The organism is Sphaerotilus uruguayifluvii, assembly GCF_013294065.1.
In the GTDB taxonomy this organism is placed as follows: Bacteria; Pseudomonadota; Gammaproteobacteria; order Burkholderiales; family Burkholderiaceae_C; genus Sphaerotilus; species Sphaerotilus uruguayifluvii.
Map to the genome: position 1 here is coordinate 109,143 of NZ_JABSNM010000009.1, position 16,131 is coordinate 125,273.

Sequence of the window (16,131 nt, forward strand, 5' to 3'; positions counted from 1 at the left end):
CGACGATGGACGATGACGAACTCTCCGCGCTGATCCGCCAGCAGGCCACCCGCCACCGCGCCGATGACCGGCTGCGCGCCGCCGTGCAGACCCGCATCGCGCTGCACGCGGCGCAGCAGCCGCTGTCCGGGCAACCACCGACCGGCGCTGGGTCGAGGGCGGGAGCCGGCCGGATGCCGGCATGGCGCCCTGTGCTGGCCGGCATGCTGGCCGGCGCGGTGCTGAGCTGGGCCAGCCTGACGCTGCTGCCGCCCTGGCTGTCAGACACCCGGCTGCCCGACGCGCTAGTGACCGACCACGTGCGCTCGCTGCAGCCCGGGATGCTGATCCAGGTCGCATCGAGCGATCGCCACACCGTGAAGCCCTGGTTCCAGGGCCGCATCGACTACGCCCCGCCGGTGCCCGACCTGTCGGCTGGCGGTTTCCATCTGGCTGGTGGCCGGCTGGAGCCGCTGGAGGGTGCTCAGGTGGCCGTGCTGGTCTACACCTACCGCGAGCATGTGCTGAACGTCTATGTGCGCCCTGCCGGGTCGGTGCAGGCGGCGCAGCACTGGCAGCGGCGCGGCTTCAACCTGCGCCGCTGGAGCGCGGGAGCGTTCCAGGTCTGGCTCGTCAGCGATGCGGATGCCGCACGCCTGCAGCAGTTCGAGGCGGCGTGGCGTGCCGCTCTCGGCGCCACCTGACGCCGATGGATCGGACGGGGCGCCCTGTCCCGTTCGCTGTCGAGGCGGTCCGGGCGCCTTCTTCTTCCAGATCTAGAGCACCTCTGCCACAGCCCGAAGCCGCTTGCTGAGTCGCGGCCCGGCCCAGTCCAGGAAGGCCCGCAGCTTCTGCGGAACCAGCCGGTTGCTCGGGTGAACCAGGTTGACGGGCGTGGGTGCCGCCTCGAACTCGCGCAGCACCGGCACCAGCTGCCCTGCACGCACGGCCGCCTCGGCCTGATACGACGCGACCTGCACCAGACCCAGGCCCGCCACGGCCGCATCCACCGCCGATTCGGGCATGGTGGTGGCAAGACGCACGCCGATCGGGAACATGGCCTCCACGCCGGCGTCGCGGCACAGCCAGGACTTGAACGGCCCCAGGCTGGTCCAGGCGATGCAGGCGTGCGCTGCCAGATCACGCGGGTGGGCCGGCGTGCCGCAGCGCCCGAGATAGTCGGGAGAGGCCAGGATCACCATGCGGATCTCGCCCAGCGTGCGCGCCACCAGGCTGCTGTCCGGCAGCGCGCTGATGCGCACGGCCACGTCGATGTGCTCGTCCAGCAGGTTGACGACGCGATCCACCAGCTGCAGCCGCAGATCGACCCGCGGGTACTCGCGCAGGAAGTCCAGTGCCACGGGCTGCAGGTGCTGGCGTCCGAAGCCGATCGGCGCCGTGATGCTCAGCTCGCCCTTGGGCACGCGGTGCTCCCCGGTGACCACGGCATCGGCCTCGCGCAGATCGTCGAGCAGGCGCTGGCAGGTGCTGAAGTAGGGCTGCGCTGCATCCGTCAGCACGACCTGGCGCGTGGTGCGCTCGAACAGGCGCACACCCAGCGCGGCTTCGAGCTCCGCCACGCGTCGGCTCACCGTGGGGGTCGGCAGGCCGAGTTCGCGCGCTGCGGCACTGAATCCACCTGCGCGGGCGACGGCCACGAAGGCCTGCATCGAATCGAGTTTGTCCACGCCTTCTCGGATTTCGCAACGGTGATGTACGCGCCGGACGGCTTATCGACCGGCGATGCGGCCGGCAGTATGCCTGCACTGCGCAGATCTTTCTTTCTTCCCCGATCTTGGAGCATCCATGAACTTCCGCACCTTTGCCCTTGCTGCTCTCGCACTGGGCGTGGCCTGTGGCGCGGCCCGAGCGCAAGGCCACCAGCCCTCGGTCAGCAAGCCCGTGACTCAACTTCAGTACGGCGGCACCGGTGTCAAGGACGCCAGCGGCAAGGAACTGCTCGCCAGCCCGGCCTATGGCGATCTCGGCAAGGGCCCGCACGGCACCTTCATCCGCATGCCGGCGGGCTTCGTCAGCCACGCGCACATCCACTCCGGCGACTACTGGGGCGTCGTCATCTCGGGCGTGGCCGCCAACGGCACGCCCGGCAGCACCGACGTGCCGCTGCCGGCCGGCTCCTACTGGTTCCAGAAGGGCGGGGAGACGCACGTGACCAAGTGCTTGTCGCCCAACGAATGCCTGTTCTTCATCAGCCAGGGCGGCAAGTTCGACTACGTCGTCGAGTCGATGGCGCACTGACCGATTCCACCGAAGGTGAATTTCCCCATGAAGACACTCCTCTACGTTCAGGGTTCGCCGCGTGGCGAACGCTCCAAGACCGCGCAGGTGGCGCAGGCCTTCCTCGACAGCTACCAGCGCACCCACCCGCAGGCCCGCATCGACGTGCTCGAACTCTGGCAGGCGCCGCTGCCGGAGTTCGATGGTGACCGTGCCGCCGCCAAGATGAGCTTCTTCGGCGACGCGGCGATGAACGACAGGCAGCGCACGGCCTGGGACGAGATCGTCGAGATCGCCGCGCGCTTCAAGGCCGCCGACGACTATCTGTTCACGGTGCCGATGTGGAACGCCGGCATTCCCTACCGGCTCAAGCTCTACATCGACCTGCTGACCCAGCCTGGCCTGCTGTTCGGCTTCGACCCGGACAAGGGTTACAGTGGTCTGCTCGGCGGCAAGCGATCCACGGCCATCTACGCCAGCGGCGTGTACGCCCCGGGGCTGCCGCGCGAGTTCGGCGCCGACTTCCATTCGAGCTACTTCGACGACTGGCTGCGCTTCATCGGCATCGAGGACCGCGTGAGCGTGCGGCTGCAGCCCAACCTGCGCACACCCGACCCCGCCGGGGTCATGGCGGCGGCGCGGGCGGCGGCGGCCCAGGCCGGTCAGCGCCGGTGCCATGGGGGAGGCTGATCCGGCTTGGCATTGACAGTCCCGCTGACCGCCCTCTACATTCAAGGAATGTCCCCGCGCCGCACGCTATCCCTGAACCTAGGTCTGACCCTGGGCCGGGATCTGCTCGTGCGCGCTGCGCCCCCGTTCGCGGGTCGCTGAAACTCCCCCTGATCCCGGCAGCCCACCCGCACTGACGTGCGGCAGGGGAGTGCTCGCGTCCCTGATCCGTGTCGGCTTCGGCATCCCGAAGCCACGGCAGGGACGTGTCGCGTCTGATCCCGACCGAATCCGACCGAGCCGATCCCATGCTGAAGAACCCGTCTTCCAAGTACCGCCCCTTTCCTGCCATCGCCTTGCCTGACCGGCAGTGGCCGTCGCGCACCATCGAGCGCGCGCCGGTGTGGCTGTCCACCGACCTGCGCGACGGCAATCAGGCGCTGTTCGAGCCGATGAATGCCGAGCGCAAGCTGCGGCTGTTCGACCTGCTGGTGCAGGTCGGCCTGAAGGAGATCGAGGTGGGCTTTCCGGCTGCCTCGCAGACCGACTTCGACATCGTGCGCCACCTGATCGAGTCCGGCCGCGTGCCTGACGACGTGACGCTGATGGTCATGACGCAGGCCCGCGAGGACCTGATCGTGCGCACCGTCGAGGCCCTGCGCGGTGCCCGCCGTGCCATCGTGCATGTCTACAACGCCACCGCGCCGTTGTGGCGCCGCACGGTGTTCCGCCTGAGCGAGGACGAGGTCATGGCGCTGGTCGAGCGGCAGGTGCGCTGCCTGCGTCGGCTCACCGACGCCTGCCCCGACACCGAGTGGGTGCTGCAGTACTCGCCCGAGACCTTCTGCATGACCGAGCTGGAGGTGTCGCTGCGCGCCTGCACCACCGCGATGCAGGCCTGGGGCGCCGGGCCGGGCCGGCCGATCATCCTGAACCTGCCGACCACGGTCGAGGTCGCGACGCCCAACGTGTTCGCCGACCAGATCGAATGGATGGACCGGCATCTGCCGCAGCGCGAGCACGTCATCTTGTCGGTGCATCCGCACAACGACCGGGGCACCGGCGTGGCCTGCGCCGAACTGGCCCTGATGGCCGGTGCACAGCGCGTCGAGGGCTGCCTGTTCGGCAACGGCGAACGCAGCGGCAACGTCGATCTGGTGACGCTGGCGCTCAACCTGTACACCCAGGGCGTCGCGCCGGGGCTGGACTTCTCCGACCTCGGCGCGGTGGCGCGCACCGTCGAGGCCTGCACCGCACTGCCGGTGCATCCACGCCATCCCTATGCCGGCGATCTGGTGCACACGGCCTTCTCCGGCTCGCACCAGGACGCCATCCGCAAGGGGCTGGCGGCACGAAGCGAAGGCGGTTTCTGGGAGGTGCCCTATCTGCCGATCGATCCGGCCGACATCGGCCGCACGTTCGACAATGTCATCCGCGTCAACAGCCAGTCCGGCAAGGGCGGCATCGCCTACCTGATGGAGCGGCATTTCGGGCTGGTGATGCCCCGGCGCATGCAGGTCGAGTTCAGTGCCGTGGTGCAGGCCCATGCCGACACCAGCGAGGCCGAGGTCGATGTCGACAGGCTCTGGACCTTGTTCGCCGCCACCTATCTGGCCCCGACCGCCGAGGGCGGGGCGCTGACCTGCCACGGCCACCGCTGCCATGCCATCAATGCAGAGGGAGCAGGAGCCGCCGTGCGCGTCGAGCTGGACCTGACGCACCGGGGCATCCGCACCACGCTGCACGGCACCGGCACCGGCCCGGTGGACGCCACCGTACAGGCCCTCGACCGCCATCTGCGCATCGACCACTTCGAGGAACGCTCCGCAAGCTCAGGCGCCGACGCCTCCGCATGGGCCATCGTCGAGATGGCCTGTCGGGACCAGCCCGGCACCCGATTTGGCGTCGGTCGGCATGCCGACATCGCCACGGCCGGCGTGCTGGCGGTACTGAGTGCAGCCGCGCGCTGGGAACAGGTCAGCTGATGAACCGGCTGCAGCCGGTGAGCGAGTTCCACGGCGTGAGCGCGCTGGAGCGGGCTTTGAAAAATCAGGTTGGCGTCGTGCTGATCGATGGCGGCTACACGGGCCGGCCGTTCGAGCGCGGCGTGCGCGAGATCCTGGGCGAGCAGGTGACGGTGGAGGTGGCCCGGCGCAGCGAACTGCACACCTTTGCGGTCATGCCCCAGCGCTGGATCGTCGAGCGCAGCTTCGCGTGGCTGGAGAAGAACCGGCGCCTGAGGAAGAACTGCGAGCGTTGGCTCAACACCAGCCTGCAGTTCGTCCATCTCGCCTTCCTGGCCTTGCTTCTCCGGAGATCGTGAACACGCTCTCAGGCCCTCTACCGCAACGCTCTTTGCCTTGACCTTCGTGCTCAACTATGCGGGCGTCAAGGAGCAGTGAACGGCCCTGGCCGCCTGGGTATCCTCTCTGGCGGCTTTTTCATTTGCGGAATGGGCCTGTTTTCTGATCGTTCCCTTGTTTGAGAGAGCGTGATCAAAGTCACGCCGAAGAGGCGTTTGACGAGCCAAGAGTCTGGCTAGACTCGTCGAGGCGTTTCCCTGAGCTGGAAGACTGGAAACGCATTATCACAATCCCGGGTGCCGTCTTCGAACAGCATTCACGCTTGTCGGGCAAGATCGACGCTCGTTCCCGATCCTGATTTCATGACGGATTTCTCGCAGTCATCCTCTCGTCCTCGCCTCTTCGTGCGCGCATGGCAGTTGCGTGATGCCGATGCGGGCGCGCTGAAGCTCTTCCTGAATCTGTTGCGTGGCCGGATGCAGGCCGAGTGGGTTTCCGGCGAGGACGGGCCGGTCGACCTGCTGGTCGCGCCAGTGGCGGCGGCGCCGCCGCCAGGTCAGGAAGCCTTGCACCTGCCGGGTCTGGTGCGGCTGTCGGTCGCTGCCGATGCCGCCGAGGCCGCTGCATCGCCACCGCCCGTGCTGTCGCGGCCGTTGCAGTTCGAGGATTTCGCCGCGTTCCTGCGGCAGATCGAGCCGGAACTGATCTCGACGCTGGAATCACGGCGCCCGGCACCTGCTGCTGCACCGACTCTTTCGCTTGAGCCTGCGTCTGCGTCTGCGTCTGCGTCTGCGCCGAAGCCGGTGGCGACACCGAGTCCTGTTTCCGAGCGCGCACCGGCCGCGACGGTCGAGCCGGCGACCGAGTCGCCGGCCGGTGCTCGCGTTGCGGCCCGTCCTCCGCTCGATTTGGCGCCCGGCGCTCGTGTGCGACTGCGACGCTGGCCCGATCCGGTCCAGTTGCAGGGGCGGCGCGGCCATCAACGGCTGGCCAGCCAGATCGCGTCCACTGCGCTCGAGCGCGACGATCTGCTGGCTCTGTCGGGCCTGCCGGCGGTCGAGGTCGATGCCTTCCTGGAGGCGATGCATCGCGCCGAACTGCTCGAGGTGCTGCCGCCGGAGCCTGCGGGTGCTGATCGGGCCGATGCTGGGACGCCTGCCGCGACGGAGGCTGCTCCGGAGCCTGTGCCAGGGAGCCTGTTCGGTCTGATCCGTCGCCGTCTGGGCATCGGCAATTCCTGAGCATGTGTCCCGGTCCAGTCTGATGCGCGACTGCAAGATCGTCTTCACGGGCACGCCTGGCGCCGGCAAGACCACGGCCATCGGCGCGATCAGCGACACGCCGCCCGTGGTCACCGACGTGCCCAACCGCGATCCCTCTCTGGCGAAGGAGCGCACCACCGTCGGCATGGACTACGGCGAGGTGGTGATCGCCGACCTGGTGCGCGTGCGTCTGTTCGGCACGCCTGGGCAGGTTCGATTCGATTTTCTCTGGCCCATCCTCGCCCACAAGGCCATGGGCCTGGTGATTCTGGTCGACAACAGCCGGCCGGATCCACTGGCCGACCTGCGGCTCTACCTCGATGCCTTTGCCGAGCAGCTCGAGCACACCGCCTGTGTCATCGGCATTGGCCGGACCGAGTCCCACGCCACGCCAAGCCTGCAGTTCTTCGTCGACGAGCTGGTGCGGCGGGGGCGGGTGTTCCCGGTGCTGCCGGTCGATGTGCGTGAGCGTGACCAGGTGCTGATGCTGCTCGACTGCGTGCTGGCGCAGGTCGAGGCCCGCAACCGCGCCGGGCTGGGGCTGCCGGGCCTGCGCCGGACCCGCCGCGGCGGATGAGCAGCGCCCGCCAGCGCAGGAGAAATTTCCATTCGAGGTCGCGGGCTGCCTCGCCGCCCATGACCGCCCGACCTGATCCTTGTCCTCAACAATTCCACACTGACCACGGAAGGAAACTCAACATGGCCAACATCAAGCAGAGCCTGGAGCAGCTGATGACCGTCGACGGCGCGATGTGCGCCGCCCTCGTCGACTCGGAGAGCGGCATGATGCTCGGATCGACCGGCTCCGGCGTCGACCTGGAAATCGCCGCCGCCGGCAACACCGAAGTGATGCGTGCCAAGCTGCGCACGATGAAGCAGCTCGGTCTGGACGATCGCATCGACGACATCCTGATCACGCTGGGCAAGCAGTACCACATCATCCGTCCGTGCTCGCGCCAAGAAGGCATGTTCTTCTACTTCGTTCTGGACAAGGGCCGCTCGAATCTGGCGCTTGCCCGCCGCAAGGCCACGGACGTCGACCGCGACCTGCAGTTCTGAGGCACGCCCTGGACGCAGGGGCCCTGCGCGGGTTCTAGAATCCGCGCCGATGAATCCTCTCTCACGGCCCGTGGCGGTGGCGCCCGTCTCCGGTCGTCCCGCCCTGTGGCCCGGTCTGGCCTTCGCGCTGATCGGGTCGATCGCCTTCTCCGGCAAGGCGATCATCGTCAAGCTGGCCTACCGTCACGGCGTCGACGCGGTGACGGTGCTGATGCTGCGCATGCTGTTCGCGCTGCCGCTGTTCCTCGCGCTGGCCTGGTGGTCGGGGCGGGGGCGGCCGGCGCTGACCCGGCGCGACTGGGGCGCGGTGCTCGGCCTGGGCTTCTCGGGCTACTACCTTGCCAGCTTCCTCGACTTTCTCGGCCTGGCCTACATCAGCGCCAGCCTCGAGCGCCTGATCCTCTATCTCAACCCGACGCTGGTGCTGCTGCTGGGCGTGCTGCTGCACGGCCGCAAGGTCAGCGCCCGGCAGCTGCTGGCGCTGGCGGTCAGCTATGGCGGCGTGATGCTGGTCTTCGGCCACGAGCTGAGCGACCTGGGTCCGAACGTCGGGCTGGGCGCGCTGCTGGTCTTCGGCAGCGCGCTGAGCTATGCGGTCTATCTGGTGCAGAGCGGCCAGGAGGTGCAGCGCCTGGGCTCGCTGCGGCTGACCGGGCTGGCGACCACCGTGGCCTGCCTGCTGTGCATCGGCCAGTTCCTTCTGCTGCGCCCGGTGGCGTCGGTGCTGACGGTGCCGGCGCCGGTGCTGTGGCTGTCGCTGCTCAACGCCACCGCCTGCACCTTCGCGCCGGTCATCCTGGTGATGATGGGCATCGAGCGGCTGGGCGCGGCGCTGGCGGCGCAGACCGGCCTGGTCGGGCCGATGAGCACCATCCTGATGGGCATCTTCATTCTAGGCGAGCCGATGACGCCCTGGATCGTCGCCGGCACGGGGCTGGTGCTGGCGGGCGTGGCGCTGCTGGCGCGCTGGCGCTGACGCTGCGCTTCAGCGCTTCGACGACACCACGATGCCGGCGACGATCAGCACGAAGGCCGCCGCGTGGTACAGGTGCGGCGCCTCGCCGAGCAGCGCGGTCGACAGCAGCGCGGCGAACAGCGGCGTCAGGTTGACGAACAGGCCGGCGGTCGTCGGCCCCACCGCGGCCACCGCCCGGCCCCACAGCCCGTAGGCCACCAGCGACGGGCCGACGACGATGTAGGCGATCGCGGCGAACACCGCCAGCGACCACTCGGGCTGGCGCGGCCAGGCCAGCGCCTCCACGCCGGCCGCGCTGCCGGCCCAGACCAGGCCGAAGAGCGTCTGCACCAGCAGGAACTCGTGCCATTCCCAGGTCCGTGGCCGGCCATCCTCGCCCGTGACGCGCGGCCGCGCCTCGCCGCGCATCGACGCGGGCGGGCGCACCAGCAGCCAGCTGTAGCCCGACCAGCTCGCGGCCGCGGCCAGCATGAAGAGATCGCCCTGGACGAAGTGGACCTGCGCCAGCGATCGCGGATCGCCCCGGCCGAGCACTACCGCCACGCCGGCGAGCGACAGCGCCGCGCCGATCATCTGGCCGCGCCGCGGCCGCTCGGCGAAGAAGATCGCGCCGATCAGCAGCATCCACAGCGGCATGCTCGCGGCGATCAGCGTGACGTTGATCGGCGTCGAGGTGGTCAGCGCCACGTACTGCAGCGCGTTGTACGCGCCCACGCCCAGCAGCCCGACCAGCGCCAGATGGCGCCAGCGCGCGGCGATGTCGGCCCGCGCCTGCGGCGTGGCGACGGCTCGCCGGCCGATCACCAGCAGCACCAGCAGCACCAGCGCCCAGCGGATCGCGTTGAGCAGCAGCGGCGGCACATGCGGCACCGTCATCCGGCCCACCACCGCGTTGCCGGCCCACAGCAGCGGCGGCAGCGTCAGCATCAGCACGAGACGGGGGGACAGGGCGGTCATGAGGCGGGGCTCCAGCGTCGGGCCCCGCATCCTAACCGTGGAATCGAACGGTCGTGCGGATTCGGTTCCACGCCGGCAGGCCGACTCCGATTCACAACGCCCCTGCCGGACTAATGTGAAAAAATGCCGTCTCGGCGGGGCGTGCAGACTCACTTTTCATCTGACTGGATGATGTCGCGGAATCATCGGTCCTGCACAGTCCGCCTGGAACGCGTGGCGCACCGGCCGAGCCTGTCTCGACCGCCGGCGCCGCGGGATGTGCATGCAGTCACTTCCAGACCACAGACAAGGATCCCGCATGAACACCATGGAACGGGTCGACACGCCGGCGCTCGGGAGGCGAGTGGCACCGGCAGGCACGGCGCAGGGCGTCCTGCCCGTCGAGCAGGCCGGGCCCCGGCTGCTGCTGATCGACGACTACGAGTTCATCCGCGTCGGCGTGCGCACGATGTGCGCCTGCCTGCACGGCCGGCCGGTCGAGTGGCACGAGGCCGGCACGCTGCAGGACGGCATCGAGATCCACCGCCGCGAGGGGCCCTTCGACGCGGTGCTGCTCGACCTCAACCTGAGCGACTGCAAGGGCCTGCAGGGCCTGCGGCTGTTCATGCAGGCGCATCCGCAGGCGCGGGTGGTGGTCTTCAGCGGCACGGTCGACGAGTTCGTCATCCGCCAGGCCCGGGCGCTGGGCGCGCAGGGCTACATCCGCAAGACCGGCTCGGCGCAGGAGCTGCAGGCGGCGCTGGCCGAGCTGCTGCCGCCGCCGGAGCGCAGCCTGGGCGTGCCGCGGCTGCCGGACCGGCTGTTTCCGCGGCTGCCGGGCTCGTCGATGTACGACCGGATCGCCGAGCTCGGGCCGCGCCACCTCGAGGTGCTCGAACTGGTGCTGTCGGGCTGCACCAACCAGGAGATCAGCAGCTCGACCGCGCTGTCGCTGGGCACGGTCAAGAACTACGTGTCCTCGCTGCTGCTGGCGCTGGACGTGCGCTCGCGCTCGCACCTGATCAGCCTGTTCCGCTGAGCGGCCGCCCGGATCGGCCGCGGTGATGGCCCGGGTCGCGCGTCTGGTCGTCGTCGGTCCCGGCGAGGGGAGCGGCGGCGACGATCCGGCGCAGCAGCGCTCCGAGCGCCGCTCGGTGCAGCGCCGGCTCGACGACGCCGCCTTTGCCGACGCCTTCGAGCGTGCTCCGGGCGTGCTGCTGGTGCTGGCGATGGCGCAGGTGGTCAGCGCGGTCTGGCTCGGGGCGCTGCAGCAGCGCGGCGCGGTGCTGCTGTGCGCGGCGCTGTCGCTGGGCTGGCTGCTGCTGTGCGCGCTGGGCCAGCGCGGGCTGCGCCTGACCACGGACGAGATGCCTCGGCGCGAGGACCTGCGCCATCGACGCCGGCGCTGGCAGCGGCTGATGATGCCGGCGCTGCTGACGCCCTCGGCGGTGCTGGTCGCCGACCTGCTCTCGGCCGGGCGGGTCGAGCTCGAGGCGGTGGTCGTGCTGGTGCTGGTGTGCCTGTATGCCGCCTCGGTCTGGGCGGCGCGGCCGGTGCTGGGCAGCGCCGCGGCGCTGGGCGCGGCCACCTGCGCGCTGGTGTGCGCGGTGCGCGGCGAGTACCGGCTGGCGCTGTCGCTGGCGGCCGCGGCGATGCTGGCGCTGTGGCTGCGTCGCCAGGTCGCGGCGGTCTGGCTGCGCGCGATGCGCGCGCGGCTCGATGCCGACGATCTCGGCGCGGCGCTGGCCCGCGAGCGCGACGCGGCGGTGCGCGCGCAGCATGACGCGCACCGCTTCGTCGCCACCGCCAGCCACGACCTGCGCCAGCCGATGCATGCGCTCGGCCTGTTCGTCTCGTCGCTGGAGCGCCGGCTGCAGGGGGCGCCGGAGGAGTTCATCGTGCGCAACATGGTCCGCTCGATCGAGGCGCTGGACCAGTCCTTCGGCGCGATGCTCGACATCTCGCGGCTCGAGGCCGGCTCGATGGAGGTCAACCTGCAGCATTTCGCGCTGCGCGACGTCTTTCGCCGGCTGCATCTGCATTTCGCCGGGCTGGCCGAGGCGGCGGGGCTGGGCCTGCGCTTCTCGCCGGGCGGCAAGTCGGTGCGCAGCGACCCGCAGCTGCTCGAGCGGGTGCTGGGCAACCTGGTGCAGAACGCGCTGCGCCACACCCGCGAGGGCGGCGTGGTGGTGGTCGCGCGCAGCACCCGCACCCACACGAACATCGAGGTCTGGGACACCGGCAGCGGCATCGCGCCCGAGGAGCTGCCGCGCATCTTCGACGAGTTCTACCAGGTCCGCGAGGGCGCGCGGCGCCGCCAGCGCGGCCTGGGCCTGGGCCTGGCGATCGTGCGCCGGCTGGTGCGGCTGATGGGGCACACGCTGACCGTGGCGTCCTGCCCGGGGCGGGGCACGATGTTCCGCATCGGCATCGCCACCGGCGATCTCGACGAGCTCGAGCGCGCCACCGCCGCAGCCGACACCGTGCCGCTGCCGGTCTTCGAGGCGCGCTCGATCCTGGTCATCGACGACGACGAGGCGATCCGCGAGGGCCTGGGCGCGGTGCTGTCGGAATGGGGCTACGAGGTGCATGCGGCCGCCGGCATCGGCGAGGCGATGCAGCTCGCGCGCGAGAGCGGCGGCGCGATCGACCTGATCCTGTCGGACCTGCATCTGGCCGACGGCGAGGACGGTCTCGACGCGGTCGAGAGCGTGCGCCGGATCTGCGGCCTGCCGGTGCCGGCGCTGGTCATCACCGGCGACACCACCGCCGACGAGATGCGCCGCGTCGGCGAGGCCGGCATGGTGCTGCTGTTCAAGCCGCTGCAGCCGCGGCGGCTGATGGCGGCGCTGCGGCAGATGACGCGCTGAGCGCCGCACGGGCTCGCCGGCTCCGGGCGGGCCGAAGTGACTTTCGGCAGATTTTTGCGGCACCGGCTCTGCCTAGACTGGCTGCATGAGTTCCATCGATGTCGATGCGCTGCTGCTCCCGCTCGAGGCCTCGGCCCCCTGCGGCGAGACCGACCTGGAGTACGACGAGGACTTCCAGGCGCTGGAGCGGGCTGCTGCGGGCCGCCCGGAGCAGCAGTACGGCGACACGCTGATCCCGGCCGAGGATCCGGACTGGGTGGCGATGCGCCAGCATGCGCTGGCCCTGTTCGGACGCGGGCGCGATCTGCGGGTGGCCGTGCGGCTGCTGCGCGCGGCGCTGCGTCTCGACGGATTGGGGGCGTTGGCGCCGGGCCTGCGCCTGGTCGCCGGGCTGCTCGAGCGGCACTGGGACAGCGTCTGGCCGCGGCCCGATCCGGACGAGCCCGACGACCATTTCATGCGCATGAACGCGCTGGCCGAGCTGGCCGACGCGTCGCTGCTGATGGCCGACATCCGCGCCGCGCGGGTGCCCGGCGACCGCACCGGGCTGACCGGCCGCCAGCTCGAGCTCGCCAGCGGCCGGGCGGCCGCGCGCGAGGGCGAGCCGGTGCCGGTGGCGGCCGCGCTGGCGCCGGCGCTGCGTGCGGCCGAGGCGGCGCAGCCGGGCCTGCTGGCCGATCTGGCGACCTTGCCGCAGCCGCTGGAGACGCTGGCGGCGGTGCTGCAGCGCCAGGCCGCCGCGCAGGCGCCGGAGCTGCGGCCGCTGCGCCAGCTGCTGCAGGCACTGGCCGCGACGGTCGCGATGGCGGGTGTCGCGCCGGGGGCGGCGATGGCGCCGCAGGCCGCCGCGACCGCGCCCGATGCGGCCGGGACCGGTGCCGGTGCGGTCGCCGCCTCGCCGGCCGCGCCGACGATGGTCGCGGTGCCGGCGCTGCCGCCGGGCACGATCACCAGCCGCGACGAGGCGCTGCGCCAGCTCGAGCGCGTCTGCGAATGGCTCGAGCGCAACGAGCCCTCGCATCCGGCGCCGCTGCTGATCCGCCGCGCCCAGCGCCTGATGGGCAAGAGCTTCTTCGAGATCGTCAAGGACCTCGCCTCCGACGGCATCGAGTCGGTCGAGCGCATCGCCGGCCTGTCCTACGAGGAGGCCACCGGCGGCGGCTGAGCGCGGCCCCGCCGCGCACGCCCTCCGGCCCTCCGTTCCTTCCCCGCCTTCCTGGAGCCCGATCGCCATGTCCACCAGCAGCCAGAAGTTCATCGCCCGCAACCGCGCGCCGCGCGTGCAGATCGAGTACGACGTCGAGCTCTATGGCGCCGAGAAGAAGATGCAGCTGCCCTTCGTGATGGGCGTGCTCGCCGACCTCTCGGGCAAGCCGGCCGAGCCGCTCGCGCCGGTGGCCGAGCGCAAGTTCGTCGACATCGACGTCGACAACTTCGATGCGCGCATGAAGGCGATGAAGCCGCGGGTCGCCTTCCAGGTGCCCAACACGCTGACCGGCGAGGGCAATCTGTCGATCGACCTGAGCTTCGAGAGCATGGACGACTTCACCCCGGGCGCGATCGCGCGCCGGGTCGACAGCCTGTCGCAGCTGCTGGCCGCGCGCCAGCAGCTCGCCAACCTGATCACCTACATGGACGGCAAGACCGGCGCCGAGGAGCTGATCGCCCGGGTCATCAAGGACCCGGCGCTGCTGCAGTCGCTGGCCGCGGCGCCGCGCCCCGCGGCGGAATGAGGCCGCGACCGCTTCGCTGATCCCGATCCACGCACAGGAGGGCCCGATGGCCGACGCACAGACCCAGACCGCCGCTCCGGCCTTTGCCGGCGTCGACTTCCAGGGCGACGACTTCGCCGCGCTGCTCGAGCGCGAGTTCCGTCCGCGCAGCGACGACCTGCGCTCCGAGGTCGAGCAGGCGGTGCAGACGCTGGCGCAGCAGGCGCTGGCGCAGACCGCGCTGGTCGGCGACGACGTCATGCGCTCGATCGGCGCGATGATCGCCGAGATCGACCGCCGGCTGAGCGCGCAGATCAACCAGATCCTGCACCACGCCGACTTCCAGAAGCTCGAGAGCGCCTGGCGCGGCCTGCACCATCTCGTCAACAACACCGAGACCGACGAGATGCTGAAGATCCGCGTCATGAACGTCTCGAAGACGGATCTGCACAGGACGCTCAAGCGCTACAAGGGCACGGCCTGGGACCAGAGCCCGATCTTCAAGCGCATCTACGAGGAGGAGTACGGCCAGCTCGGCGGCCATCCCTACGGCTGCCTGGTCGGCGACTACACCTTCGACCACTCGCCGCCCGACGTCGAGCTGCTCGGCGAGATCGCGAAGATCTCGGCCGCGGCCCACGCGCCCTTCATCACCGCGCCGGCGCCGTCGCTGCTGCAGATGGATTCCTGGCAGGAGCTGGCCAATCCGCGCGACCTGACCAAGATCTTCACGACGCCGCAGTACGCCGGCTGGCGCTCGCTGCGAGAGTCGGACGACGCGCGCTACATCGGCATGGCGATGCCGCGCTTCCTGGCCCGCCAGCCCTACGGCGCGCGCACCAATCCGGTCGACGACTTCGACTTCGAGGAGGACACCGACGGCGCCGACCACGGCAAGTACGCCTGGGCCAGCGCCGCCTACGCGATGGCGACCAACATCAACCGCTCGTTCAAGCTCTACGGCTGGTGCTCGCGCATTCGCGGCGTGGAGTCCGGCGGCGCGGTCGAGGGCCTGCCGACGCACACCTTCCCGAGCGACGACGGCGGCGTCGACATGAAGTGTCCGACCGAGATCGCCATCAGCGACCGGCGCGAGGCGGAGCTGGCCAAGAACGGCCTGATGCCGCTGGTGCACCGCAAGAACTCCGACTTCGCCGCCTTCATCGGCGCGCAGTCGCTGCAGAAGCCGGCCGAGTACGACGACCCGGACGCCACCGCCAACGCCAACCTCGCCGCGCGGCTGCCCTACCTGTTCGCGACCTGCCGCTTCGCGCACTACCTGAAGTGCATGGTCCGCGACAAGGTCGGCGCCTTCAAGGAGCGCCACGAGATGGAGCGCTGGCTCAACGACTGGATCATGAACTACGTCGACGGCGATCCGGCCAACTCCTCCGAGCACACCAAGGCCGAGAAGCCGCTGGCCGCCGCCCAGGTCGTCGTCGAGGAGATTCCGGGCAATCCCGGCTACTACACCTCCAAGTTCTTCCTGCGCCCGCACTACCAGCTCGAGGGGCTGACGGTGTCGCTGCGCCTGGTCTCCAAGCTGCCGGCGCAGAAGCAGGCCTGAGCCCGAGGCCCACCCCCAACCCGACCCGCGGGGCCCGGCCCCCGCATCCCTCCACACCCACGCAGCCAGAGGAAGCAAGTCATGTCCACCGATACCCACATCAAGTTCGACGGCGTCGAAGGCGAGGCCACCCACAAGGACCACAAGGGCCAGATCGAGGTGCTGTCGTGGAGCTGGGGCGCGGCCAATGCCAGCGCGCTGGCGGGGGGCGGCTCCGGCAAGGGCAAGGGCGAGGGCCACCCCTTCCAGTTCGTGCACCTCTACGACAAGTCCTCGCCGGTGCTGGCCAAGCACTGCGCGCAGGGCAAGCACTTCGCCAGCGTCGTGCTGACCGCGCGCAAGTCCGGCGAGGGCCAGAAGGACTACTTCAAGGTGACGATGAAGGAGGTGCTGATCAACCACATCGCGCCCTCGGGCTCGCAGGGCGGCGACATCACCGAGTCGGTCTCGATGACCTACAAGGACATCGAGTTCTCCTACAAGGCGCAGGACGACAAGGGCGGCCTGAGCGGCGAGGTCAAGTTCGGCTGGAACCTCGCGACCACCGAGACGCGCTGAGG

Annotated in this window: 16 protein-coding genes and 1 pseudogene; 15 read left to right on the forward strand and 2 right to left on the reverse strand. The window is 70.2% G+C overall.

Annotated elements, in window-relative coordinates:
- The first annotated feature begins 5 nt into the window (after positions 1-5).
- On the forward strand, positions 6-683 hold the full coding sequence (locus HNQ01_RS11760) for an anti-sigma factor family protein (protein ID WP_173805624.1): 678 nt from the start codon (positions 6-8) through the stop codon (positions 681-683).
- Positions 684-755: 72 nt separating this feature from the next.
- Here HNQ01_RS11760 and HNQ01_RS11765 read toward each other — a convergent pair whose 3' ends face one another.
- Positions 756-1,649, reverse strand: a complete 894-nt coding sequence (locus tag HNQ01_RS11765; RefSeq protein WP_217427523.1) for a LysR family transcriptional regulator — start codon at positions 1,647-1,649, stop codon at positions 756-758.
- Positions 1,650-1,881: 232 nt separating this feature from the next.
- On the opposite strand from HNQ01_RS11765, the gene HNQ01_RS11770 reads away from it, so the two are divergent.
- The 8 genes and pseudogenes from HNQ01_RS11770 (at position 1,882) to HNQ01_RS11805 (ending at position 8,486) form a co-directional block, all read left to right on the forward strand.
- Complete coding sequence (locus HNQ01_RS11770; RefSeq protein WP_217427512.1) at positions 1,882-2,238, forward strand: DUF4437 domain-containing protein; 357 nt, start codon at positions 1,882-1,884, stop codon at positions 2,236-2,238.
- Positions 2,239-2,265: 27 nt separating this feature from the next.
- Positions 2,266-2,907, forward strand: a complete 642-nt coding sequence (locus HNQ01_RS11775) for an FMN-dependent NADH-azoreductase (RefSeq protein ID WP_173805627.1) — start codon at positions 2,266-2,268, stop codon at positions 2,905-2,907.
- A gap of 287 nt (positions 2,908-3,194) precedes the next feature.
- On the forward strand, positions 3,195-4,871 hold the full coding sequence (leuA, locus tag HNQ01_RS11780) for a 2-isopropylmalate synthase (protein ID WP_173805628.1): 1,677 nt from the start codon (positions 3,195-3,197) through the stop codon (positions 4,869-4,871).
- A gap of 62 nt (positions 4,872-4,933) precedes the next feature.
- A pseudogene (locus HNQ01_RS11785) lies at positions 4,934-5,209 on the forward strand (transposase); the annotation flags it as partial.
- Between the two features lie 342 nt (positions 5,210-5,551).
- On the forward strand, positions 5,552-6,430 hold the full coding sequence (locus HNQ01_RS11790) for a hypothetical protein (RefSeq protein WP_173805629.1): 879 nt from the start codon (positions 5,552-5,554) through the stop codon (positions 6,428-6,430).
- A gap of 22 nt (positions 6,431-6,452) precedes the next feature.
- Positions 6,453-7,028, forward strand: a complete 576-nt coding sequence (locus HNQ01_RS11795) for a GTP-binding protein (RefSeq protein ID WP_173805630.1) — start codon at positions 6,453-6,455, stop codon at positions 7,026-7,028.
- Between the two features lie 122 nt (positions 7,029-7,150).
- Positions 7,151-7,510 (forward strand): hypothetical protein, encoded by a 360-nt coding sequence (locus HNQ01_RS11800; protein ID WP_173805631.1) that lies wholly within the window; start codon positions 7,151-7,153, stop codon positions 7,508-7,510.
- A 49-nt stretch (positions 7,511-7,559) separates the two neighbouring features.
- Positions 7,560-8,486 carry a DMT family transporter gene (locus HNQ01_RS11805; protein ID WP_173805632.1) on the forward strand — a complete coding sequence of 309 codons (927 nt, stop codon included), beginning with the start codon at positions 7,560-7,562 and terminating at the stop codon, positions 8,484-8,486.
- A 9-nt stretch (positions 8,487-8,495) separates the two neighbouring features.
- On the opposite strand, the gene HNQ01_RS11810 is transcribed toward HNQ01_RS11805, so the two are convergent.
- Positions 8,496-9,443: a DMT family transporter gene (locus tag HNQ01_RS11810; protein WP_173805633.1), complete on the reverse strand. Its 948-nt coding sequence runs from the start codon at positions 9,441-9,443 to the stop codon at positions 8,496-8,498.
- A 298-nt stretch (positions 9,444-9,741) separates the two neighbouring features.
- On the opposite strand from HNQ01_RS11810, the gene HNQ01_RS11815 reads away from it, so the two are divergent.
- The 6 genes from HNQ01_RS11815 to HNQ01_RS11840 all read left to right on the forward strand — a co-directional run bounded on the left by HNQ01_RS11815 (position 9,742) and on the right by HNQ01_RS11840 (position 16,129).
- Entirely contained in the window at positions 9,742-10,461 is a 720-nt protein-coding gene (locus HNQ01_RS11815) for a response regulator transcription factor (RefSeq protein ID WP_173805634.1), read from the forward strand.
- Between the two features lie 25 nt (positions 10,462-10,486).
- Positions 10,487-12,292 carry a hybrid sensor histidine kinase/response regulator gene (locus HNQ01_RS11820; RefSeq protein ID WP_173805635.1) on the forward strand — a complete coding sequence of 602 codons (1,806 nt, stop codon included), beginning with the start codon at positions 10,487-10,489 and terminating at the stop codon, positions 12,290-12,292.
- Positions 12,293-12,377: 85 nt separating this feature from the next.
- A complete protein-coding gene (gene tssA / locus HNQ01_RS11825) occupies positions 12,378-13,457 on the forward strand; it encodes a type VI secretion system protein TssA (protein ID WP_173805636.1) in 1,080 nt (359 codons plus the stop codon).
- 61 nt (positions 13,458-13,518) lie between these two features.
- Positions 13,519-14,025, forward strand: coding sequence for a type VI secretion system contractile sheath small subunit (tssB, locus tag HNQ01_RS11830; RefSeq protein WP_149502765.1), 507 nt, complete (start codon positions 13,519-13,521; stop codon positions 14,023-14,025).
- Positions 14,026-14,071: 46 nt separating this feature from the next.
- On the forward strand, positions 14,072-15,571 hold the full coding sequence (gene tssC, locus HNQ01_RS11835) for a type VI secretion system contractile sheath large subunit (RefSeq protein ID WP_173805637.1): 1,500 nt from the start codon (positions 14,072-14,074) through the stop codon (positions 15,569-15,571).
- Between the two features lie 81 nt (positions 15,572-15,652).
- Positions 15,653-16,129 (forward strand): Hcp family type VI secretion system effector, encoded by a 477-nt coding sequence (locus tag HNQ01_RS11840; protein ID WP_173805638.1) that lies wholly within the window; start codon positions 15,653-15,655, stop codon positions 16,127-16,129.
- Positions 16,130-16,131 lie beyond the last annotated feature (2 nt).

Excerpts from the sequence above, each read along its gene's own strand:
- HNQ01_RS11790 (WP_173805629.1), top strand. The coding sequence starts at position 5,552 with ATGACGGATTTCTCGCAGTCATCCTCTCGTCCTCGCCTCTTCGTGCGC.
- HNQ01_RS11820 (WP_173805635.1), top strand. The coding sequence starts at position 10,487 with ATGGCCCGGGTCGCGCGTCTGGTCGTCGTCGGTCCCGGCGAGGGGAGC.
- HNQ01_RS11840 (WP_173805638.1), top strand. The coding sequence starts at position 15,653 with ATGTCCACCGATACCCACATCAAGTTCGACGGCGTCGAAGGCGAGGCC.
- HNQ01_RS11760 (WP_173805624.1), top strand. The coding sequence starts at position 6 with ATGGACGATGACGAACTCTCCGCGCTGATCCGCCAGCAGGCCACCCGC.
- HNQ01_RS11810 (WP_173805633.1), bottom strand. The coding sequence starts at position 9,443 with ATGACCGCCCTGTCCCCCCGTCTCGTGCTGATGCTGACGCTGCCGCCG.
- leuA (WP_173805628.1), top strand. The coding sequence starts at position 3,195 with ATGCTGAAGAACCCGTCTTCCAAGTACCGCCCCTTTCCTGCCATCGCC.
- HNQ01_RS11805 (WP_173805632.1), top strand. The coding sequence starts at position 7,560 with ATGAATCCTCTCTCACGGCCCGTGGCGGTGGCGCCCGTCTCCGGTCGT.
- HNQ01_RS11795 (WP_173805630.1), top strand. The coding sequence starts at position 6,453 with ATGCGCGACTGCAAGATCGTCTTCACGGGCACGCCTGGCGCCGGCAAG.
- tssC (WP_173805637.1), top strand. The coding sequence starts at position 14,072 with ATGGCCGACGCACAGACCCAGACCGCCGCTCCGGCCTTTGCCGGCGTC.
- HNQ01_RS11765 (WP_217427523.1), bottom strand. The coding sequence starts at position 1,649 with ATGCAGGCCTTCGTGGCCGTCGCCCGCGCAGGTGGATTCAGTGCCGCA.
- HNQ01_RS11815 (WP_173805634.1), top strand. The coding sequence starts at position 9,742 with ATGAACACCATGGAACGGGTCGACACGCCGGCGCTCGGGAGGCGAGTG.
- HNQ01_RS11800 (WP_173805631.1), top strand. The coding sequence starts at position 7,151 with ATGGCCAACATCAAGCAGAGCCTGGAGCAGCTGATGACCGTCGACGGC.
- HNQ01_RS11775 (WP_173805627.1), top strand. The coding sequence starts at position 2,266 with ATGAAGACACTCCTCTACGTTCAGGGTTCGCCGCGTGGCGAACGCTCC.
- tssA (WP_173805636.1), top strand. The coding sequence starts at position 12,378 with ATGAGTTCCATCGATGTCGATGCGCTGCTGCTCCCGCTCGAGGCCTCG.